The sequence below is a fragment of the Intrasporangium sp. Soil_C_50 genome (genome assembly GCF_057656595.1).
The window spans coordinates 69,568-91,610 of the sequence record NZ_JBDGKB010000006.1; the positions used below are offsets into that span (position 1 = coordinate 69,568).

General features: G+C 73.0%; 16 protein-coding genes. 6 read left to right on the forward strand and 10 right to left on the reverse strand.

Features of this window, described 5'->3' with window-relative positions:
* Window positions 1–4: 4 nt before the first annotated feature.
* Window positions 5–1,663, forward strand: a complete 1,659-nt coding sequence (locus AC3A5R_RS14540) for a GMC oxidoreductase (protein ID WP_487621479.1) — start codon at window positions 5–7, stop codon at window positions 1,661–1,663.
* Window positions 1,664–1,988: 325 nt separating this feature from the next.
* Here AC3A5R_RS14540 and AC3A5R_RS14545 read toward each other — a convergent pair whose 3' ends face one another.
* From AC3A5R_RS14545 to AC3A5R_RS14590, 10 genes are all read right to left on the reverse strand, one after another.
* A complete protein-coding gene (locus AC3A5R_RS14545) occupies window positions 1,989–3,785 on the reverse strand; it encodes an ABC transporter ATP-binding protein (RefSeq protein ID WP_487621480.1) in 1,797 nt (598 codons plus the stop codon).
* The gene (locus AC3A5R_RS14550; protein WP_487621481.1) at window positions 3,785–5,500 is read right to left on the reverse strand and encodes an ABC transporter ATP-binding protein; all 1,716 of its coding nucleotides are present in this window, start codon (window positions 5,498–5,500) and stop codon (window positions 3,785–3,787) included. The genes AC3A5R_RS14545 and AC3A5R_RS14550 overlap by 1 nt, the downstream gene beginning before the upstream one ends.
* 223 nt (window positions 5,501–5,723) lie before the next feature.
* Complete coding sequence (gene mnhG, locus AC3A5R_RS14555) at window positions 5,724–6,101, reverse strand: monovalent cation/H(+) antiporter subunit G (RefSeq protein WP_487621482.1); 378 nt, start codon at window positions 6,099–6,101, stop codon at window positions 5,724–5,726.
* The gene (locus tag AC3A5R_RS14560) at window positions 6,098–6,427 is read right to left on the reverse strand and encodes an MrpF/PhaF family protein (protein WP_487621483.1); all 330 of its coding nucleotides are present in this window, start codon (window positions 6,425–6,427) and stop codon (window positions 6,098–6,100) included. The genes mnhG and AC3A5R_RS14560 overlap by 4 nt, the downstream gene beginning before the upstream one ends.
* On the reverse strand, window positions 6,424–7,122 hold the full coding sequence (locus AC3A5R_RS14565; RefSeq protein WP_487621484.1) for a Na+/H+ antiporter subunit E: 699 nt from the start codon (window positions 7,120–7,122) through the stop codon (window positions 6,424–6,426). The genes AC3A5R_RS14560 and AC3A5R_RS14565 overlap by 4 nt, the downstream gene beginning before the upstream one ends.
* The gene (locus AC3A5R_RS14570) at window positions 7,119–8,831 is read right to left on the reverse strand and encodes a Na+/H+ antiporter subunit D (RefSeq protein ID WP_487621485.1); all 1,713 of its coding nucleotides are present in this window, start codon (window positions 8,829–8,831) and stop codon (window positions 7,119–7,121) included. Before AC3A5R_RS14570 ends, AC3A5R_RS14565 begins: the two co-directional genes overlap by 4 nt.
* On the reverse strand, window positions 8,824–9,384 hold the full coding sequence (locus AC3A5R_RS14575; RefSeq protein ID WP_487621486.1) for a Na(+)/H(+) antiporter subunit C: 561 nt from the start codon (window positions 9,382–9,384) through the stop codon (window positions 8,824–8,826). The genes AC3A5R_RS14570 and AC3A5R_RS14575 overlap by 8 nt, the downstream gene beginning before the upstream one ends.
* On the reverse strand, window positions 9,381–12,290 hold the full coding sequence (locus AC3A5R_RS14580; RefSeq protein WP_487621487.1) for a Na+/H+ antiporter subunit A: 2,910 nt from the start codon (window positions 12,288–12,290) through the stop codon (window positions 9,381–9,383). Before AC3A5R_RS14580 ends, AC3A5R_RS14575 begins: the two co-directional genes overlap by 4 nt.
* A gap of 145 nt (window positions 12,291–12,435) precedes the next feature.
* Entirely contained in the window at window positions 12,436–14,838 is a 2,403-nt protein-coding gene (locus AC3A5R_RS14585; RefSeq protein ID WP_487621488.1) for an immune inhibitor A domain-containing protein, read from the reverse strand.
* 169 nt (window positions 14,839–15,007) lie between these two features.
* Window positions 15,008–15,700, reverse strand: a complete 693-nt coding sequence (locus AC3A5R_RS14590) for a DUF6636 domain-containing protein (protein WP_487621489.1) — start codon at window positions 15,698–15,700, stop codon at window positions 15,008–15,010.
* A gap of 103 nt (window positions 15,701–15,803) precedes the next feature.
* Between AC3A5R_RS14590 and AC3A5R_RS14595 the strand changes: the two genes are divergently transcribed.
* From AC3A5R_RS14595 to AC3A5R_RS14615, 5 genes are all read left to right on the forward strand, one after another.
* Window positions 15,804–16,637 carry an SURF1 family protein gene (locus AC3A5R_RS14595; protein ID WP_487621490.1) on the forward strand — a complete coding sequence of 278 codons (834 nt, stop codon included), beginning with the start codon at window positions 15,804–15,806 and terminating at the stop codon, window positions 16,635–16,637.
* Window positions 16,634–17,020 (forward strand): DUF3817 domain-containing protein, encoded by a 387-nt coding sequence (locus AC3A5R_RS14600; RefSeq protein ID WP_487621491.1) that lies wholly within the window; start codon window positions 16,634–16,636, stop codon window positions 17,018–17,020. The genes AC3A5R_RS14595 and AC3A5R_RS14600 overlap by 4 nt, the downstream gene beginning before the upstream one ends.
* Before the next feature lie 42 nt (window positions 17,021–17,062).
* Window positions 17,063–18,646: a glutamine-hydrolyzing GMP synthase gene (guaA, locus tag AC3A5R_RS14605; RefSeq protein WP_487621492.1), complete on the forward strand. Its 1,584-nt coding sequence runs from the start codon at window positions 17,063–17,065 to the stop codon at window positions 18,644–18,646.
* Between the two features lie 77 nt (window positions 18,647–18,723).
* On the forward strand, window positions 18,724–19,332 hold the full coding sequence (locus AC3A5R_RS14610; RefSeq protein WP_487621493.1) for a phosphatase PAP2 family protein: 609 nt from the start codon (window positions 18,724–18,726) through the stop codon (window positions 19,330–19,332).
* Window positions 19,333–19,342: 10 nt separating this feature from the next.
* Window positions 19,343–22,021 carry an asparagine synthase-related protein gene (locus tag AC3A5R_RS14615; protein WP_487621494.1) on the forward strand — a complete coding sequence of 893 codons (2,679 nt, stop codon included), beginning with the start codon at window positions 19,343–19,345 and terminating at the stop codon, window positions 22,019–22,021.
* The last annotated feature ends 22 nt before the right edge of the window (window positions 22,022–22,043 follow it).

Below are 22,043 nucleotides of genomic sequence, written 5' to 3' on the forward strand. Positions count from 1 at the left end.
TGCCATGAGCACCTTCGACCACGACGTCGTCGTCATCGGATCGGGGTTCGGGGGGTCGGTGGCGGCCCTGCGCCTGGCCGAGAAGGGCTACCGCGTCCACGTCTACGAGGCGGGGCGCCGTTTCGAGGACGACGACTTCGCGCGGACCAGCTGGGACGTGCGCCGCTACCTGTGGGCGCCGCGGCTCGGCTGCTTCGGCGTGCAGCGCATCCACCGGCTGCCCGACTGCCTGGTGCTCGCAGGAGCGGGCGTCGGCGGTGGGTCGCTCAACTACGCCAACACGCTGTACGTGCCGCCGGAGGCGTTCTTCCGCGACCGGCAGTGGGCGCACATCACCGACTGGCAGGCCGAGCTCGCGCCGCACTACGCCACCGCCCAGCGGATGCTCGGCGTCGTCACCAACCCGTGCGAGGGCCCCGTCGAGGCGCTGATGCGCGAGGCCGCCACCGACCTCGGCGTCGCCGACACGTTCCGCAAGACGCCCGTCGGCGTCTTCTTCGGCGAACCCGGCCGACGCGTCCCCGACCCGTACTTCGGCGGCCAGGGGCCCGAGCGCACCGGCTGCACCGAGTGCGGCAACTGCATGGTCGGCTGCCGCGTCGGCGCGAAGAACACGCTGATGAAGAACTACCTCGCGCTCGCCGAGCGACGCGGCGTCACCGTCGAGCCGTTGCGCACGGTCACGCGGCTGCGGCCGCTCGACCCGGCGCGCCCGGAGGAGGGCTACGCCGTGACCACCGTCCGCTCGGGCGCGTGGGGACGGCGTCGGGCCGGCGAGCGGACCGTCACCGCGGGGCAGGTCGTCGTGGCGGCCGGGGCCTGGGGCACCGCCCAGCTGCTCCAGGCGATGCGCACCGACGGGCTGCCGCACCTGTCGAGCCGGCTCGGGCACCTCACCCGCACCAACTCCGAGGCGCTCGGCGGCGCCATGACCCAGCGGGTGCCACGCGATGCGGACCTGACCAAGGGCGTGGCCATCACGTCGAGCTTCCACGTGTCCGACACGACGCACGTCGAGAACGTCCGCTACGGCAAGGGGTCCAACCTCATGGGTGCCCTCGCCGTCATGCAGGTCGACGGCGGCGGACGCGTGCCGCGGTGGGTCCGCTTCGCGGGGGAGGTGCTGCGCCACCCGACGATCTTCGTGCGGTCGCTGTCGAGCCGGCGCTGGAGCGAGCGCACCGTCATCGCGCTCGTCATGCAGTCACGCGACAACTCGATCACCGTGAGCCGCAGGCGGGGCCTGTTCGGCTGGCACCTGACGTCGCGCCAGGGCCACGGCGAGCCGAACCCCACCTACATCCCCGAGGGCAACGTGGCCGTCCGTGCCATGGCGCGACGGCTCGAGCAGGGCACCGGCGAACGGGCGTGGCCCGGCTCGTCGGTCGGCGAGATCCTCGACATCCCGATGACGGCGCACTTCCTCGGCGGGGCGGTCATCTCCGACTCGCCGCAGACCGGTGTCGTCGACCCGTACCACCGGGTCTGGGGCTACCCGGGCCTGCACGTCGTCGACGGTGCCGCGGTGTCGGCCAACCTCGGGGTCAACCCGAGCCTGACGATCACGGCCCAGGCCGAGCGAGCCATGTCGCTGTGGCCCGCGGTCGGGGAGGCCGACCGGCGCCCGGCGCAGGGCGAGCCGTACCGGCTCGTGCCCGCCTGACGCGTCGTTCAGTCCCCGCGCGGACGGGCCGACCCGGGTGGAGGAGGAGGCCGGGTGGGCCGATCCGTGCGTCCCGGCGAGGCCCGGCGGCCGAGGGGGAGGACGTCGCGGGCCCGCCGGGGGTGGGTGAGCGGACCCGCGACGCGTGCGGGTGGGGCCGTCACCCCTCAGAGACGGCCCCACCCTCGGTGCGCGGGCTGGCAACCGGTCGAGAAACAGCCCTGCACCGCGCTGACCAACGACCGCCGGGCGGCGGAGTTACGCCTCTTCGTCAGCAATTTCCGCGGATTTCTCGGACGGCGTCACGAAGTGCCGCCCGACCCGCTCAGCGGGGTGCCGGCTGGGGCTCGTCGCGCCACGACCGCCAGAGCGCGGCGTAGGCGCCGTCGGCCGCGAGCAGCTCGTCGTGGGAACCGATCTCGCTGATCCGGCCGTCCTCGACGACGCAGACCCGGTCGGCGTCGTGGGCCGTCATGAGCCGGTGCGCGATGGCGACGACGGTGCGACCCTCGACGACGGCCGCCAGCGACCGCTCGAGGTGCCGCGCGGCACGTGGGTCGAGCAGCGAGGTGGCCTCGTCGAGGACGAGCGTGTGCGGGTCGGCGAGGACGAGCCGCGCCAGAGCCAGCTGCTGGGCCTGCGGCTCGCTGAGCCGGTGCCCACCCGAGCCGACGCCGGTGTCGAGCCCCTCGGGCAGGGCCAGGGCCCACTCACGGGCGTCGACGGCGGTGAGGGCGTCGAGCAGCTCCTCCCGCGTGGCCCCGGGTCGGGCCAGGCGCAGGTTGTCCTCGAGGCTGCCGACGAAGACGTGGTGCTCCTGCGTGACGAGCGCGACCTGGCCACGCAGCTGGGCCAGCTCGAGGTCGACGAGGCGCACCCCGCCGACGTCGACGCGACCCTCGCGGGGGCCGTCGATGCCGGCCATGAGGCGCCCGAGCGTCGACTTGCCGGCGCCCGACGGACCGACGATGGCGAGCCGCTCACCCGGGAGCAGGTCGAGCGAGACGCCGCGCAGCACGTCGCGGCCCGACCGGTAGGCGTAGTGCACGTCGTCCACCTCGAGGTGGTCGTCGGCCGGTTCCTCGCCGGTCGCCGAGCGGTCGGGCGGCACGTCGGCGATGCCGATGACGCGGGCGAGGGAGGTGGCGCCCACCTGGATCTCGTCGAGCCAGGAGATCAGCTCGTCGAGCGGCCCGGCCATCTGCTGCACGTAGAGCGCCACGGCCGTGACGGTGCCGGCGGTGACGACGTCGCGCGAGATGAGCCAGCCGCCCCACGCCAGCGTCACCGCGACGGGGAAGAAGAAGGCGAACTCGACGGCGGGGAACCACCGCAGCCGCAGGCCCAGCGTGTACTTCTCGGCCTCGTAGCAGTCGCCCAGGGCGGCGTCCATCCGGCGGCGCCGACGCGCGCTCAGGCCGAGCGCGTCGACGGTGCGGGCGCCCTCGGCCGACTCGGTGACGACGCCGTTGAGCACCGCGTACGTCGCACGCTCGCGCAGGTAGCCCTCCGGGGCGTACCGCAGGTAGCGACGCGTCGAGACGACGAGCACCGGGATGCCGACGACGATGGCGAGGGCCACCTGCCAGCCGGTGAGGAAGGCGGCCACGACGGTGATGGCGGTCGTGACGGCGCCGACGAAGATCGAGGGCACCCCGAACCGGATGACGTGCGAGAGGGCCTCGACGTCGTTGGTCGTGCGCGACACGAGGTCGCCGGTGCCGGCGCGCTCGACCGTCGACAGCGGCAGGCCGACGACCCGCTCCATGAACTGCTCACGCAGCTCGGCGAAGACGGTCTCGCCCATGACGAACGACGCGCGGCGGGCGAACCACGTGACGACGGTCTGCACGACGACGGCTCCGGCGATCCACATGGCGAGCCGGTCGACGACCTCGACGCTCCGGCCGTGGCTGATCTCGTCGACGAGGAGGCCGATGACCCGGGGCGCGACGAGTGAGGCGACCGCGGCCACCGCGTGCAGCCCCACGACGGTGGCGAGGGCCCGGCGGTGGCGGCGCAGCAGGCCGCGGGTGTGCTGGCGGACCGACGCGGTGTCGGCGACGGGCAGGGCTCGGCCGGTGGTCGGGTTCGGCTGCGGCGCAGTGGTGGTGGTCGACATCAGTCCTCCTCACCCCGGACGACGGTGCGTCGGTAGCGCGGGTGGCCGGTCATGAGCTGTTGGTGGGTGCCCGTCGCGACGGCGCGGCCGCCCTCGAGGAAGACGACCTCGTCGGCGCGGTCGAGCAGCAGGGGGCTGGCCGTCATGACGACGGTCGTGCGGCCCGCGCGGGCCGTGCCGAGGCGCCCGGCGATGCGTGCCTCGGTGTGGGCGTCGACGGCGCTCGTCGGCTCGACGAGCACGAGGGTGTCGGCATCGGTGAGCAGGGCCCGGGCCAGGGCGAGGCGCTGGCGCTGGCCGCCGGAGAAGGCGCGACCTCGCTCCTCCACCTCGCTGTCGAGACCTGCCGGCAGCGCCTCGAGGACGTCCTCGCCGCTGGCCACGCCGAGGGCCTCGAGGAGGGCGGCGTCGTCGTGGGTGCCGAGCGGGTCGAGCTCGTCACGCAGCGAGCCGGTGAAGAGGCGGGGGTCGGTCTCCGACACGACGATCCGCGCCCGCACGTCCGCGAGCCGGGCGTCGGCCAGACGCGTGCCGTCGAGGCGGGCGTCGGTGGCCCGCGGCCCGAAGCGGCCGAGCCGGTCGGCGAGGGCGGCGGACTCCTCGGGACGCGCCGACACGACGGCGGTCAGCAGCCCGGGTCGGACTGCGACGCCGCTCGTCGGGTCGACGAGGCGGGCCGGACCCTCGGGCAGCGGCCGCAGCTCACCCGTGGCATCGGTCTGGTCGGGGGTGACGCGCAGGACGCGGAGCAGCTTGCCGGCGCCGATGTGGGCCCGCGTGGCCCGGTCGACCATCTCGGTGGCGGTGCGCAGCGGGATGACGAGGAAGGCCGTGTACCCGTAGAAGGCGACGAGCTGTCCGGGCGTGATCTGGCCCTCGATGGCGAAGCGCGCCCCGAGCCAGACGACGACGAGGACGAACAGCCCGGGCAGCAGCACCTGTGCCGCGTCGAGGGCCGCCTGGTAGCCGGCGACACGGTTGCCGACGACGCGGACCTGCTGCGACTGGGTCGCGTAGCGGCGCAGGAAGGTGTGCTCGCCCCCGATGCCGCGCAGCACGCGCAGGCCGGCGACGGTGTCGGCGCCGAGGCCGATGAGCTTGCCCGACTCCTCGCGCTGGGCCAGCTGGCGCGCCTGCAGCGGACGCACGATGAAGGTGAGCGCGCCGACGAGGACGGGCACACCGATGAGCACGACGAGGCCGAGCGGCTTCGAGGCGTCGAGGAGGATGAGCGCGACGACGACGTAGGACACGACGGCGCCGGCGAACCGGGCGCTGACGTCGTAGAGCCCGCCGATGCGCATGGCGTCGGAGCTGACCGTGGCGACGACGTCGCCGGTGGGCACGGTGCGCGTCAGGGCCTCGCCGGTGTCGGCGGCCTGGTGACCGATGAACTGGGCCGAGCGGAAGGCGCCCTGGAGCCAGTTGGCCACGGCGAAGCGGTGTCGGACGGCGCCCGAGGCCGCGCTGATGAGGACGAGCCCGACGAGCGCGCCGGACCACGCGAGCAGGGCTCCGCCGTCACCGCCGATGATCCCCTCGTCGATGGCCTTGCTCATCGCCGCGGGGAAGAGCGCCTGGCTGACGAGCCAGATGACGCCGAAGAGGACGCCGAGCAGGAGCGTGGGCACCTGGTAGGTGGCCAGACGCCGGAGGTACGCGGTCGGCGACGACAGGTCGGGGGTCCGGGGACGGGCGTCCGGCAGCGCGATCACTCGCTCCACTCTACGGAGCAGCGCGGTCGGCCTCACGCGATTTTCGGTCGGGCCGAGAACCCCTGTCCGACAGCGCAGCCCGACGCCCCTGACTACCGCGCCCCCTCCCTGTCGATCGAGTGAGCACTGCGTCCCACGCGTCACAGGTCCTCTGTGTGACGGGTGGGGCTGGGTGCTCACTCGACGAAGAGGACGGGATGACGAGCGGGTGGCGACGGAGGGGTCAGCGGGTGGGGTCCCAGCCGGAGCGCTCGAGCGCCTCGGACAGCTCGTCGACCTCGAGGGTGTCGCGATCGACGCTGCCGTTGCGGTAGGACGCACGCCCGACGAGGTGCGCCGACACGGGTGCAGTGAGGAACTGCGTGGCGCCCACGAGCAGCAGGGTCGTGACCGCGGCCCAGGTGCGCAGCGTCAGCGCGAGCCCGAGGAGCACGACGAGCAGGCCGAGCGTCTGCGGCTTGGTCGCTGCGTGCAGCCGCGACAGGGTGTCGGGGAAACGCGCCAGGCCGATGGCACCGGCGAGGCAGAGGAAGGCGCCGAGCAGGAGGCACACGCCGCCGAGCGCGTCGAGCGTGGACAGGAGCCAGGCCGGGCCGGTCACGACGCCTCCTGCGGGTCCGCGGTGTCGGTGCCTCCGGTGCCTTCGGTGGCGCCCGTGGGGTCCGCGTCGTCGCGGTCGCGCGAGAGGAACCGTGTGACCGCGACGCCACCGACGAAGGCGACGAGGCCGAGCACCATGAGCAGTGGCAGGTAGGTGGCCGTGCGCTGGCGCACCGACTCGAGGGCCACGCCGGCGATGACGACGACGAGGAGGATGTCGGAGGCGACGATGCGGTCGAGGTTGCTCGGGCCGCGCGCGATGCGCACGAGGACGATGACGGCGGCGACGCCGAGCATCGCGAGCGCGGCGAGGGCGATGGCGTTCACGCGTCGCTCCTTCCGGTGGAGGGGTCGGTCGGCTCGTGCGTCTGCTCGTGCGGGGGGACGTGTCGGTCGGTGGGGACGCGCCCGGTGCCGTCGGGGTCGGCAGCGGCCGCCGCCTCGAGCGCCGCGACCTCCTCGTCGGAGCCGATGGCCCGCACGACGCGGGCCTCGACGGCGAGCACGTTGCGGCGGGCCGCGTCGACGGCGCCCTCGCGGCCGACGTCGAGCAGGTGCAGGTACAGCACCGAGCTCGAGCGTCGGGCGTCGACGACGACCGAGCCGGGCACGAGAGCGACGAGCTCGGCGGTGACGGTGAGGTAGAAGTCGGAGCGCGAGCGCAGCTGCACCCCGACGACGGCGTTGCGCAGGCGGCCGGGGCCGAACGCGAGCCGGATGACCTGCCACGAGGCCGCGACGAGGTCACCGACGAACCGGAGGCCGAGCCAGAGCAGCCGCAGCGGCCGGACGCGTCCGGTGAAGACGATCGAGGGCAGCGGGAAGGCGTACGTCACGAACAGCCCGACGAGCAGCCCGTTGACGACGTTGCCGAGCGAGACGCGGTCCCAGAGCAGCACCCAGACGACCGCGATGGCCACGACGGCCCGCGGCTGGAAGGTGCGGCGTCGCCGGCGTGGCCCCTCGGCGACGGGCGCCGGTCCGGCCGGCACGGTCCTGGGCGGGGTCTGGGACGGGGTCATCGGCGCACCTCCGGCGGCAGGACCGAGGTGATGTACGGCTGACGGCTGTGGAGGTCCTCGGCCGCGCGCTGCGTGTAGGCGAAGAGCGGCCCGGCGACGAGCGTGATGAGCAGGCCGACAGCCGTCATCGCCGCCGTGGCCCCGAGCATGAGCCGCGGCAGCGCCCGCGGCGCGCGGGCGTCGCCGCCGACCTCGGACGCCACGGCGACGCTCCCCCGCGTGGCCGCGGCCACCGGGGCCGACGCCGACGACGGCGCGCCCTCGCGCACGGTCGGCTGGACGGCCGAGGGGAGGGACGCCTCGGCGCCGTCGGCATCGTCGGTCGGGACGTGCTCGGGGCGCGGCCGCCAGAACGCCTGGCTCCACACCTTCGCGAGGGCGTAGAGCGTCAGCAGGCTCGTGACGACGCCGCCGACCACGAGCACCCAGGCCAGCGGTGTGCCGAGGGCGATGCCGGCGTCGAGCAGCCCGATCTTGGCGAGGAACCCCGACAGCGGCGGGATGCCGGAGAGGTTCATCGCCGACACGAAGAAGAGCACGGCGAGCACCGGCGCCGAGGCGGCGAGGCCACCGAGACGGTCGAGCGAGGTGGTGCCGGCGTAGCGCTCGACGAGGCCGGTGACGAGGAAGAGCGCGGTCTGGATGGTGATGTGGTGGGCGACGTAGAAGATCGCGCCGGCCGTGCCCTGGGTGCTCGACAGCGCGATGCCGAAGATCATGTAGCCGATGTGGCTGACGAGCGTGAACGACAGGATCCTCTTCAGGCCCGTCTGCGACACCGCCCCGAGGATGCCGACGACCATCGTCAGCAAGGCCGCCCACATGAGCAGGCCCTGCAGCGGTGAGTCGGGGAACAGCAGGGTCTGGGTGCGGATGATCGCGTAGACGCCGACCTTGGTCAGCAGGCCGGCGAAGACCGCGGTGACCGGCGCCGGTGCGGTGGGGTAGCTGTCGGGCAGCCACGCCGACATCGGGAAGACGGCCGCCTTGATGGCGAAGGCCGTGAGCAGCGTCAGCTGGAGCACGAGCGCCACACCGGGCGCGAGCCCTTCGATGCGGATCGCGAGCTGGGCGAGGTTGACGGTGCCCGTCGCGGCGTAGACCGCAGCGATGCCGACGAGGAAGAGGGCCGAGCTGATGAGGCTGACGACGACGTACGTCGTGCCGGCGTGGATGCGGGCCGCGGAACCGCCGAGCGTCAGCAGCACGTAGGAGCTGAACAGGAGGATCTCGAAGCCGACGAAGAGGTTGAAGAGGTCGCCGGCGAGGAAGGCGTTGGCCACGCCGGCGGACAGCACGAGGTAGGTGGGGTGGAAGATCGACAGCGGCGTGCTCTCGTCGTCCTCCTCCTCGTCGGCGTGGCCCTGCCCGATGGCGAAGAGCAGCACGAGGAGGGTCACGACACCCGACACGAGCAGCATGAGGGCGCTGAGCCGGTCGGCGACGAGGGAGATGCCGAGCGGCTCCTGCCAGGCGCCGAGCCACAGCACCTGCGGGCCGTTCGCGTCGGTCTGCCAGACGAGCACGCCCGCGACGGCCACGGTGGCGGTGAGCACGGCGATGCTCGTGGACCGTTGCAGGCGCGGGGAGCGGCGCAGCGCCAGCGTCAGGGCCGCGCCGAGCAGCGGCAGCAGGACCGGCATCGGCAGCAGGTTGGGCACGAGGTCGGCACCGACGAGGGCGGCGCTCGCGAGGGTCGGGTCAGCCACGGGTGTCTCCTCGGTGGGCGTCCGCGCGGGCGTCCGCGTGGGCGTCCGGGCCGGCGTTCACGTCGTCGTTCTGGTGGCCGTCGTCAGCGTCCTCGCGGGCGTCCTCGTCGGAGGTCGTCGTCGACACCTCGGACGGGTCGTAGGTCTCCGACGTCGCGTCGGCCTCGGCGAGCCGCTGGATCCGGGCGTCCTCGGCGTCGTCGGGCACGTCGTCGGTGCCGGAGATCTGCCAGAGCCGGTAGGACAGCGCGAGGAGGAAGCCGACGGTGGCGAGGCTGATGACGATGGCGGTGAGCACCATCGCCTGGGGGAGCGGGTCGCTGATCGACGCCGGGTCCTCGCCGACGAACGGCGCCCGGCCCGCGCGCCCGCTGACGACGAGGTAGAGGACGGCGACGCCGTTGCCGATGAGGACGACGCCGAGCAGGACCCGCACGAGGCTGCGGTCGAGCACGAGCGCGGTCCCGGCGGCGACGAGCCCGACGGTGACGAGCACGAGGGTCAGGTTCGGCTCGAGGGTGCTCTCGATGAGCGACGGCGCGAGTGAGGTCACGGGTGCACCTCCCCGGTGGGCGCGCCGCTGACGGCCCCCGCGGCGACGGGGGTCGTGCCGCCCTCGGGTGTTCCGGCGTCGGCCTCCTCGGCGATCTGCCGGTCGATGCCCGTGCCCAGGCTCCGGACGATGTCGAGCATCATGCCGACGACGATGAGGTAGACGCCGATGTCGAAGAACAGCGACGTCACGAGGTGCACCTCGCCCCACGGCCAGAGCGTGAAGTCGACGGCGGTGGTCTCGAGGATCGTGCCGCCGAAGGCGAGGGGTGCCAGGGCCGACGCGACGGCGACGAGCAGCCCGAGCCCGACGAGCAGCCCGGCGTCGAAGGGGGCCGCCTCGTCGAGCTCGTACCGGCCGCCGGCGAGGTAGCGCACGACGAGCGCCAGGCCGGCGACGAGGCCGCCGGCGAACCCGCCCCCGGGCTGGTTGTGGCCCGAGAAGAGCAGGAAGAGCGAGGCGGCGAGCATGACGTGGAAGACGAGGCGCGTCACCACCTCGAAGATCACCGAGCGCTTCTCCTTGCGCATCGTGCGCCCACCGGCCAGCCACGTGCCGCGCGCCGGGTTGCTCGAGGGCAGCTCCTTGGCGCTCGCCCGGGAGAGCCGGGTGTTGCGGGTCTGCACGAAGATGAGGCTCGCGATGCCGGTGGCCGCCGCGACGAGCACCGACACCTCGCCGAGGGTGTCCCACGCGCGGATGTCGACGAGGGTGACGTTGACGATGTTCTTGCCGTGACCGAACTCGTAGGCCTGCGTGGGGAACCCGGCCGACACCGGTTCGGTGGAGCGGCCGCCGGATGCCACGAGCGCGATCGCCCCGACGGCACAGCCGACCGCGAGGCCGAGCCCGAGACGCCAGGTGCGGGCGGGGGAGTGCCGGTGCCGCGTGAACTTCGTCGGCAGCCGACGCAGCGCGAGGACGAACACGACGAGCGACACGGTCTCGACGAGCATCTGGGTGATGGCGAGGTCGGGCGCGCCGTGCACGATGAACAGCGTCGCGACGCCGTACCCGGTGACACCGACGAGCATGACGGCCGTGAGGCGTCGCCGCGTGACGAGCACGAGCACCGCGGCGGCCACGACGATGAGCCCGACGACGGCCTGACCGGCGTTGTCCCACAAGCGGACCGAGGGCAGGTGTCCCTGCGTGACCGCGGCCAGCCCGGGCAGCAGGACGAAGACCAGCAGGATGCCGGTGAGGTAGATCGGCAGCGATCCCCGTTGGGTGACGGCCGTGGTCTCGACCGCGCCGCGGTCGACCCAGCGCAGTGTGCGGGCGAAGGCGCGCTCGCCGTCGACGAGGGCGGGCACGCCCGTCTGGGCCCGCGCCACGAGGTCGCGCTTCCAGAAGAGGACGAGACCCACGGCGATCGACAGCAGCGACAGCAGCAGCGGGACCGTGACGCCGTGCCAGAGCGCGAGCGGCTCGGGAGGCGCCCCCTGCGGCAGCGTGTCGGCGTACGGCATGAGCCACGGCGACTCGAGCGGTGCGAGCAGGCCGAGGAGCAGGCTCGCGGTGCCGAGCAGCAGAGGGGCGAGGACGAACCCGGGGTGGGGCACCTTGCCGCGCGTCGGGGCCACGCCCGGTTTCGTCGCGAAGGCGCCCCAGAGGAACCGGGCCGTGTAGGCGGCCGTCAGCGCCGAGCCGACGACGACCCCGGCGATGGCGAGCCAGCCGAAGGCCGGCGGCAGCGGCACCCCGGTCTCGACGTCCTGCCACAGCGACTCGAGCGCGCTCTCCTTGCTCACGAAGCCCGCGAGCGGCACGACGCCGGCCATCGACAGGGCCGCGAGCGTGGCCGGCACCGACACCGGCAGCAACCGGCGGCCGACGCCGGAGAGCTCGCGCAGGTCGCGGGTGCCGGTGGCCTTGTCGACGACGCCGACGGTGAGGAAGAGGGTCGACTTGAAGAGGGCGTGCGCCACGACGAGCGCGAGGGCCGCGAGCCCCGCCGTGCGGGTGCCGAGCCCGGCGATGGCGACCATGAAGCCGAGCTGGCTCACCGTGCCGTAGGCGAGGAGCAGCTTGATGTCGTGCTGGCGCAGCGCGCGCCAGCCGCCGACCGCCATCGTCAGCAGACCGAGGCCGAGGGTGAGCACGTGCCAGGCCGGCGCCCCGGCGAAGGCCGGCGCGAGGAGCGCGACGAGGTAGACCCCTGCCTTGACCATCGCCGCGGCGTGGAGGTACGCGCTGACCGGCGTCGGTGCGGCCATGGCACCCGGCAGCCAGAAGTGGAACGGCACGAGCGCCGACTTCGACAGCGCGCCGACGAGCAGCAGCACGACCGCCGCCACCGTGACGGCGTCGAGCGGTGGCGGGTCGGCGAGCAGCCCCGAGATCGAGTACGTGTGGTGGACGCCGAGGGCGATGATGCCCACGAGCATGGCGAGTCCGCCGAACGTCGTGACGACGAGGGCCTGCATCGCCGCGCGCCGGTTGGTCGAGCTGGCCGGGTTGTGCCCGATGAGCAGGTAGGACAGGACCGTCGTCAGCTCCCAGAAGATGTAGAGCACGAGGAAGTTGTCGGTGAGGACGAGGCCGAGCATCGCGCCCGCGAAGGCGATGAAGACCGACGAGAACCGCCAGATCGTGGGGTCGTCGTCGGCGAAGTACCACGTGCAGTAGAGCAGGACGAGGGCGCCGATGCCGGTGACGAGCAGCGCCAGAACCCACTGCAGCGTCGAGAGGCGGAAGTCGAGGTCGAGACCGAGGCCCGGCACCCACGGCACCCGCTCGACGGGGCCGTGCCCGTCGCGCACGTCGCCCGCCACGGTGAGCAGCCAGACGAACGACACAGCCGGCACGAGGGCGAGGACGGCGAAGGCCTTGGCGCGCAGGTACCTCGCGAGCAGGGGTGCGACGACCGCTGCTGCGAGGTGGAGGATGAGCAGGTGCGCCACGGCGGCCCCTCGGTCGTCGGGTTGGCAGGTCGACCACGGCGCGCATCCGGCGATCCGGCGCTCGTGAGCCCCAATCCTACGTGCCGCGTGCGAGTGCCCCGTCGACGGTGGCGTCGACGGGGCACTCGGTCACCGGGTCAGCGGGTCACCGCGGAGCGACGAGGACGTTGAGGTCGCCGCCCTGCTTCGAGGTCGACACGACACGGATCGTCGTGCCGGTCTTCGGCACGTCGACCGAGTACCAGCCCGGCTGGTACCGGCCCGGGTGGGCACCGGTCGCACCGTGCTCGTCGGCGTTGACCCACCACGTCTTCGTGTCGTCGAAGACGGGCTGCGCCGGCTTGGTTGCGATCGACCCGGCGACACCGTTCGTGTGCAAGGTGATCGGGTCCGTGGCCTCGAGCCCGAAGGTCGAGTCGTAGGACAGGATGCGGTTGCGCATGAGCGTGCCGTCCGGCCAGTGGCTCAGCTCGGGGTGCGCGTCGACGGGCAGGACCAGGCCCTTGCCCGGGTGCTCGCCGACGTTGTTGTTCGACTGCGAGGAGTCCCAGTACGACACGAGCAGGCCGTTCTGGTACGGGTAGCTCTCGACCCAGTCGGGACGCGTGCCGAGGAAGCCGAAGTTGTACGCGGTGCGCAGCGACGCGTCATAGCCGTCGTACTGACGGTTCTCGGCGACGTAGGCGTTGAAGTAGCCCTTGACGTACTGCTGCTGCGTGCGCACGAACCCGTCGAAGGTCCAGCCCTCGTCGGGGGTCTCGCCCGAGCCGATGACGGCCCCGTTGAGCGCGACGTCGTCGACGCGGATGCCGGGCCGGGTCTCGGCGACGTCGGTCCAGTAGCGGAACCGCACCTGCTTCGTGCCGGTGGGCAGGGTGCCGGTGAGGTCGACCCACGCGCCGGAGACGCCGGTGATGCCCTGGCCCTCGTTCTGCCCGTTCGGGTTCGCCGTCGTCGAGCGGTTGGTGGCGACCGGCGTCCACGTCGTGCCGTCGGGCGAGGCCTCGAGGTAGGCGTAGTCCCAGTCCTTCTCGATGTCGTAGTTCACCTTCGCCGTCAGGGTGCCCGGCGAGGCGGCGTGGGTCATCGTCGTCTCGATCTCGTCGCCCTGGGTGCTGTAGAACTGCCAGCTGCCAGCCGCCGGTGCCCCGATGTCGAGCGACACCTGCTTGTCGGGCAGCACGGTGAACAGCGCCTGCGACTTCTTCGTCGCCGGGACGTTGGAGCCGAGCGTGTGCGACGAGCGCTTGCCGGAGTGGGCGACGTCGTAGAACGGGCCCTGCTTGCCCTGCGGCTGGAGCCAGCCGAGCTGGAAGAGCTCCCACGCACCCATGTCGGTCGGCGCGTCGCCGATGCCGTCCGGGCCGCCGTCGCCGATGTTGGCGCCGGAGGACATGAGGGTCCAGAACGCCGTGTTGTTCTCGGCTCCGCCGGTGTTGCCGGAGGTGTCGTAGAGGTCGGGCAGGCCGAGGTCGTGGCCGAACTCGTGGGCGAAGACGCCGAGGCCGCCGTTCTCGGGCTGCATCGTGTAGTCGCCGACCCAGATGCCGGTCGGGTGGTTCGGCACCTGCGCGCTCGAGACGATCCCGCTGTTGGTGCCGATGTCGACGCCGGAGCCGAGCGGCCCGCCACCCTGGACGTTGGCGAAGGAGCGGTGGCTCCAGATGGCGTCGGTGCCCTGGTTCGGGTCGCCGGCCGCCTCGTCGCCGCCCGCGTGGACGATCTGGAAGTGGTCGATGACGCCGTCGGGCTCGTTGAAGTTGCCGTCGCCGTCGATGTCGTAGCGGTCCTGCTGGTCGAAGGTGCGCAGGTAGGCCTGCACCTCCTCCATCGTCTTGCCCGACTTCAGCTGGTTGTCGACCCACACGGCGAGGGCGTCACGCACGAGCGCCTTGGACGTGGCGCAGACGATGCTGCCGCAGTAGTTGCGACCGTAGAGCGCCTCGTTGAAGGGCACCTTGACCCACTCGGTGACGTCGCCCTCGACGGAGTACCGGCCCGAGGACTGCCGCTCGTAGTACTTCGCCATCCGGTTGTAGTACATGTCCTGGTAGTGCGCCCGGTCGTAGTTCGCCTGCCACAGCGTCGAGTTGTCGACGGAGCGGTCCGGCGCCGGGATCTCGTTGTGGCGCGGGCCGGTGACGTCGGTGGCGCTGCCGTCCGGCGGCGGTCCCTGGAAGATCGGGTTGGGGTACTGCTGGTCCCCGAACTCGACGATGACGACGAAGATCTTGTCCGTGCCCTCGCGCTCGAGCTGCACGTACTGTCCCTTGCCCTGGATGCCGCCGACCTTGGCGACCTTGCCCTGAGCCGTCGGGTCACCCTTGACCCGGGCCTGGAGGGCCTTCTGCCGCGCCGCGTCCTGTCGGACGGCGAGCGGCGAGCGGAGGTTGTCGGCGTGGGTGCTGCCGACGGACTTCTGGTTGCCGGATGACCCGGTGTTCGGTGCGGCCTGGACCGGCGACGCGGCGAGCGCGCCGGCGACCAGGGCACCGGTGGCGACGACGCCGACGACGGCCCGCCGCCCCATGTGCACTGTGTGCCTCACGAGACTTCCCCTTGGTGTGAGTTGTGTATCCCGTGTCGCCGGACCCCCGAGGGGCGACGCCCCAGTCAATTCCCAGCGGGTCCACAGGCGAGGTCGTGCTCGAGGTTGTTACCGATTCGTGACCTTCGGGGGGTCGGCGTCTCGTCGGACCACCAGTACCGGCGGTCGCTCAGAACGTGACGAAGGTGCGGCGGGCGAGGAAGAAGCCGTGCTGGTGGGCCTGGTCGACACACGTGATGCCGGACTCCTCGCTGAGGCACTGCACCGGGCCCGGCGCCGACGTGCGCGACCCGTACTCGAGCGTCGGGACGTCCGCGTGCGTGACGGTGTCACCGTTGCACACCGGGACCGCCCCGCCCTCGGTCAGCTCGATGCGGCCGATGTCGGTGGCGCCACCGGGCTTGCACAGGCCCGGGCGCGGCGGCGTCACGCGTCCCTCGACGACCTCGCACGCGGGCGCCGGTGCGCCACCGGTGACGACGCAGCGCAGGTTGCCGCTCGGGCTGACGAACGCCGCGGTGACGCCGGCCGCCGCCTTGGCGCCGGCAACCCGGGCCGCGGCCTCGGCGAAGGAGTGCGGGGCGCCGCGCTGCGCGCCGGCGGCGAGGGCGGTCGGTACCGCGGTCGACGACGGAGCGGTCTGGGTCGGTACCGGCGTCTCGGTGGCGGGCGCGCTCTGCCCGGGCGTGCTCGGCGGGTCGACGAGGACCGTGACGGTCCTGGGCGCCGACGGGATGTCGGTGACGCCGCAGCCGGCGAGCAGGAGGGCCACGAGGGCCGTGCCGATGCCGAACGCGGCGCGGGCCGCGGGGCGCGCGCCGACCGCGGCACCGCGGGCGGGAGGGGTCGACCGGCCGTGCATGGGCCCGAGTCTGGCACGCCGGCCGCCCGCCCGCCTCCGTGCGCCGTGGCCGCGACGTCGGGCGGCGTCGGGGACGCCGATGTCGGTGACCTACCCTTGGGAGGTGCTCCGCCGACTGCTCACCCCGCGCTGGGCGGCCGCCGTCGCGGGCCTGCTCGTCGTCGTCGCGGCGTGCGTCCTGCTCGGGATGTGGCAGCTCGGTGTCGCCCGCGACAACGGCCGCCAGGACGCCATCGCCGCCGCTGCGACGATGACTCGCGAACCCCTCGCGCAGGTCACCGCACCACACCGCGCCTTCCCGCCGGAGCTGTCCAACCGTCCGGTCACCGTCACCGGCCGCTACGACGCGTCACGGTCCTTCGTCGTCGTCGACCGACGTCTCGGCGACCGCAGCGGCTCCTGGGTCGTCACCCCGCTCGACACCGGAGCGGGCACCGTGGCGGTGCTCCGCGGCTTCGTCGCCGGCGCCCCGTCCGCCGCTCCGACGCCGCCGGCCGGGCCCGTCACGGTGCTCGGCACGCTCGGGCCCGGGGAGTCCCCCCGCACCGGTGACCCCCTCCAGGGCCAGCAGCGTCGCTCGATCGACCTCGCCGAGCTCGTCAACGAGTGGCCCGGCGACCTCTACGACGCCGTCGTCTTCGCCTCGGCCGAGCACACCGGAGCCGGCGCGGCGGGCCCCACCCTGACCGACGCCGCCCTCAGCCGCGTCCCGCCGCCCACGCTCGACACCCCGCTCAACCTGCGCAACGCGGCCTACGCCGTGCAGTGGTGGGTCTTCGGCGTCTTCGCGATCTGGATGTTCTGGAAGATGCTCCGCGCCGAGGAGGACGCGGACGAGGACGTCGCCCTCGCCACTCCTGCCGCCCCGATCCCCAGCACGACCGACAGCACGACCGACAGCACGACCGACAGCACGAGAGAGAGCGCCACGACGTGAGCACCTACCCGCAGGCCCTGGCCAAGCCGAAGCAGATCCGCTCGGCCCTGTCCGCCTACCGCGTCCTCGCGATCGTCGCCGGCATCGCACTGTTCGTGCTCATCCTCGAGATGGTCATGAAGTACGCGCTGCACCAGACGAACGTCCTGACGCAGTACTGGAGCCCGATCCACGGCGTCATCTACATGGGCTACGCGGCGTCGGTCGCCAACCTCGGCCTCAAGGTCGGGTGGAGCCCGATGCGCATCATCCGCAACCTCCTCGCCGGGTTCGTGCCCGTCCTGCCGTGGGTGGCCGAGCGCCGCAACACCGCCGAGATCGAGGGGATGCTGGCCCGGTCCTACGCCGCGGGCGAGGGCACGCCGGCCGACGCCGGGGCCTGAGCGGGGTCCGGAGCCCCCGACGCCAGCCACTAGGCTGTTCGCGTGACCGACGCGCACGACCTGCAGAGCCATCCCGTCCTCGTCGTCGACTTCGGCGCCCAGTACGCCCAGCTCATCGCCCGGCGGGTGCGTGAGGCGAACGTGTACAGCGAGGTCGTGCCGCACTCCATGGCGGTGAGCGACATGCTCGCCAAGGAGCCGGCAGCGATCATCCTGTCCGGCGGCCCGAGCTCGGTCTACGAGGACGGCGCCCCGCGGCTCGACCCGGCGCTGCTCGAGGCCGGCGTCCCGGTCTTCGGCATGTGCTACGGCTTCCAGTCGATGGCCCAGGCCCTCGGCGGCACCGTCGCGCGCACCGGTGCCCGCGAGTACGGCAAGACCGACGCCTCGATCTCGGGCCTCGGCTCGACGCTCTTCTCCGGGCAGCCGGCGAACCAGGTCGTCTGGATGTCGCACGGCGACTCCGTCACGCAGGCCCCGCAGGGCTCCGCCGTCACGGCCTCGACCGCCGGCACGCCGGTGGCCGCCATCGAGGACGACACGCGTCGCCTCTACGGCGTCCAGTGGCACCCCGAGGTGCTGCACTCCGAGCAGGGCCAGCGCGTCCTGGAGAACTTCCTCTGGAAGGGCGCCGGCATCGCTCCCGAGTGGACCGCCTCGAACGTCGTCGACGACCTCGTCGAGTCGATCCGCGAGCAGGTCGGGCAGGACCGCGTCCTCTGCGCCCTCTCCGGCGGTGTCGACTCCTCCGTCGCGGCAGCCCTCGTGCAGAAGGCGATCGGCGACCAGCTGACGTGTGTGTTCGTCGACCACGGGCTGCTGCGTGAGGACGAGGCCGAGCAGGTCGAGAAGGACTTCGTCGAGGCCACCGGCGTCGACCTCGTCGTCGTCGACGCGCGCGAGCGCTTCCTCGAGGCGCTCGCCGGGGTCACCGACCCCGAGACGAAGCGCAAGATCATCGGCGAGCAGTTCATCCGCGTCTTCGAGCAGGCCGCGCGCGACGTCGTCCACGACCGCGGCGACGAGGAGCACCCGGTCAAGTGGCTCGTCCAGGGCACGCTCTACCCCGATGTCGTCGAGTCGGGCGGCGGCGAGGGCGCGGCCAACATCAAGAGCCACCACAACGTCGGCGGCCTGCCCGACGACCTCCAGTTCTCGCTCATCGAGCCGCTGCGCACCCTCTTCAAGGACGAGGTGCGCCAGGTCGGCCTCGAGCTCGGCGTTCCCGAGGTCATCGTGTGGCGCCAGCCGTTCCCGGGCCCCGGGCTCGGCATCCGCATCATCGGGGCCGTCGACGCCGAGCGCCTCGCGGTGCTGCGCCGGGCCGACGCCATCGCCCGCGAGGAGCTGACGAAGGCCGGCCTCGACCGCGACATCTGGCAGTGCCCCGTCGTGCTGCTCGCCGACGTCCGCTCCGTCGGCGTCCAGGGCGACGGCCGCACCTACGGCCACCCGGTGGTGCTGCGGCCCGTCGCGTCCGAGGACGCCATGACGGCCGACTGGGCGCGCGTGCCCTACGACGTCCTCGCGACGATCTCGACCCGCATCACCAACGAGGTCGAAGAGGTCAACCGCGTCGTCCTCGACGTCACGAGCAAGCCGCCGGGCACCATCGAGTGGGAGTGACCGGCGCGGATCGCAACCGCGACCGGCCGGACGGCCCACCGCGAGACCGTCCACGGCGCGACCCGTGGGCGCGGACCGTGCCGCTGGTGCTGTGCGTCGCGCTCGTGGCGCTGACGGTCGGTGTCGTGCGTGCAGGCCGGGTCTACCGCCTCGACGACGCGGTCCTGGCCCTGACCCCCGGGGAGGACGCGGGGCCCGCGCTGCCGCACGCGCTGGCGTTCCTCGTGGTCGACCTCGCGACCCCCGCCGTCGGCGTCGCGGTCGTCCTGCTCGTCGCCGCCGTGCTGTCGTGGCGCGCGCGCGACTCGGCTGCCCTCGTCGTCGCGGTCCCCGCGATCGCGCTGCTGACCACCACGGTGCTCGTCGGCAAGGCCGTCATCGACCGCGCGGCACCGGGCTTCGACGCCGTTGCCGCGCACGACGGGTCCTATCCCTCGGGGCACACGGCGACCGCGCTCGTCTGCGCCGGCGTGCTCGCCGAGCTGGTGTCGCGGCTGCTGCCCGCCTGGCGACGGTGGGCGTGGGCGGCCGCCGCCGTCTGGACCCTCCTCGTCGTGCTCGGGCTGCTCTGGCTGCACTTCCACTGGCTCAGCGACGTCGTCGGTTCGGTGCTGCTCGGCACGCTCGTCCTGTGGCTCCTGCTGCGCTGGCCGTGGCGGCTCGGCGAGCGGATCGCCCGACACTAGGGTGGAGCCCATGTGTGGAATCAGCGGGCATCTCGGGGCTGACGGCGACGGCGACCTCGTGCGGCGGATGGCCGACTGCGGTCACGGCACCCAGGACAGCGAGGGCACCACGGGCGCCGAGGCCGGCGACATCACCGTGATGGGCTCCGGCGGCGCGGCGCTCGTGCTGCGCCCGATCGGCGGGGCGCCGAACGACACGAGCGGCGCGTCCGTCGCCCGCACGCCCACCGGGCGCCACACCCTCCTGCTCGACGGCGACCTGCTCGACACTGCCGACGTCCGCTCCGAGCTGACGACGCTCGGGCACGACCTCGCGTCCGGCTCCGACGCCGAGGTTGCCCTCGGCGCGTGGGTCGAGTGGGGCCCTTCGGGCCTCGACCGGCTGCGCGGCGAGTTCGCCCTCGTCGTCTGGGACTCCGAGACCGGCACCCTGTCGGCGGCCCGCGACCCGTTCGGCACGCGGCCGCTGCACGTGTGCCGTGTCGACGACGGCTGGCTCGTGTCGAGCGACGTCCGCGGCATCCTCGCGAGCGGTCGCTACGACAAGCGCCCGAACGACCGCACCATCTACCGGTACCTGCGCTTCGGTGTCCACGACGACGGGGCCGACACCTTCTTCGCCGGCATCGAGCGCGTCCTGCCCGGCCAGGTCGTGACGCTGCGCGCCGACGCCACGAGCCCCGAGCGCACCGGCTGGTCGCGACTGCGCGCCGAGCTCGAGGACGCCGCACGGTCGCCGCGCCCCTGGTCGCCCGAGCTCGCGACCCAGCTGCGCGAGCACCTGGCCACCGCGGTGCGCCGCCGGGTCGGCTCCGACGGCCGCGTCGGCACGACGCTGTCCGGGGGCATCGGCTCGGCCGCGCTCACCGCGCTGCTCGCCGGCAACGACGGCCGCACCGGCCTGGCCCCCGACGGCATCGACGCGTGGACCGCCGCCTACCCCGACACCGCCGCCGACGAGACCGGCCACGTCGCGGCAGTGCTCGCCGCCGTCGGCGCGCGCGTCGACGCCCACCGCGTCGAGCCCACGTCGGCCGAGTTCAAGAAGGACATGCGCGAGCTCGTCCGGGCCCAGGAGGAGCCGATCGGCTCGTCCGGCGCGTACACCCAGTACCGGCTGCTGCGCGAGGCCGCCGGCATCGACGGCACCGTCCTCGACGGCACCGGCACCGACGAGCTGCTCGCCGGCTTCGGCGCGCACCACCTCGTGCACCTGCGCGAGCTGCGGGCCCACGACGCCCGCGCCGCGGCGTCCGAGCTCGGACGCTCCGCCGAGGTGCTGCTGCGTCGTGGCCGCCCGCTCGTGACCGACCGGCTGCGCCGGCGTCGCCGGATCCCGGTCGAGTCGCTGCTGTCACGCGCGTTCGTCGCGGCGAACGCGTCGGAGCAGTTCGTGTCCGAGGACTCGAGCCTGCGTGCGCGGCTGATCGACGACCTGCTGCGCGGATCGTTGCCGGCGCGCCTGCGCGTCGCCTACCGGAACGCGCGCGCCACCGGGGTGTCGGTGCGGATGCCGTTCGTCGACCGCGACCTCGCCCGGTTCGTCTTCTCGCTGCCCGACGAGGCGTTCGTCACCGGAGGCGTCGGCAAGCGGGTGCTGCGCGAGTCGGTCCGCGGGCTCGTGCCCGACTCGGTGCTCGACCGCCGCGACAAGGTCGGGGCCGTCACGCCGCAGAGCGAGTGGTTCATGGTGCTGAAGAACCACATCTACGGCGAGTTCCTGTCCGAGTCGTTCGCGAACCGTCCCTACGTCGACCAGACCGCCGTGCTCGAGGCCTTCGAGGGCTGGATCAAGGGCACGAACACCGTCGACTCCGACACGATCTGGCGCCTGCTGAACCTCGAGCTGTGGCTCCAGGAGTTCTTCGACGAGCGCGAGCCGGAGCCCGAGGGCGAGCCGCGCGTCAAGACCGACTACGAGCCGAACGCCCGCAAGCAGCTCGACCTCACCACCGACGACGGCACGTCGGTGCGTCGCTACCCGCTGCGCACCGAGCTGTTCACCCGCGAGGACCCGCTCGTCGACAAGGCGCTGTCCTACGTCACGCGGTTCTTCGACGGCCTGCCCGCCGCGGGGGAGGAGCACGCGGCCGCCACGACCGGCCGCTGGTACTACTTCATCTCCGAGAAGATCGTCGCCATCACCCAGGGACGTTCGTACTTCATCTGGGACATCAAGGTCGGGCGCTCGGCCCGCGTGCTGTCCCGGTACGTCACGCGCACCCCGGCCGGCATCGGCCTCGGCTCGCCGTTCACGATGCAGCTGGCCATCGAAGAGGCCGGCCTGCCGCGCGTGGTCTTCGCTGCCGCAGGCGGATTCGTCGGCAAGCTCATCGGGCGCAAGGGCCTCTTCTACGACCTGGTCGGCGGCGACATCCGCGCCATCGACGGCCCCACCGAGTACTCGGTGTACCCGGCGAACGTGTCGGCCAAGCTCGGCCCGAAGGATCCCGACGAGGTCGCCGCCCGCATCTCGGCCGCGATCCGCGAGCGGGTTCCAGAGCCGTGGCGCTCGACCTTCGGCGGCACGGTCGTCATGGACGCCAACGACATCGGTCGCAACGTGCTCGGCAAGGACGCCCCCGGCTCCAAGGAGCGCTACGAGCTGATGTTCGCCGACAACCCGCTCGGCCAGGGTTCGGAGCAGACCCCGATGGCGGTCGTCTTCGAGCGGCCCGCCGACGCATGACGCGTCGGGGTCTCGAGCCGTC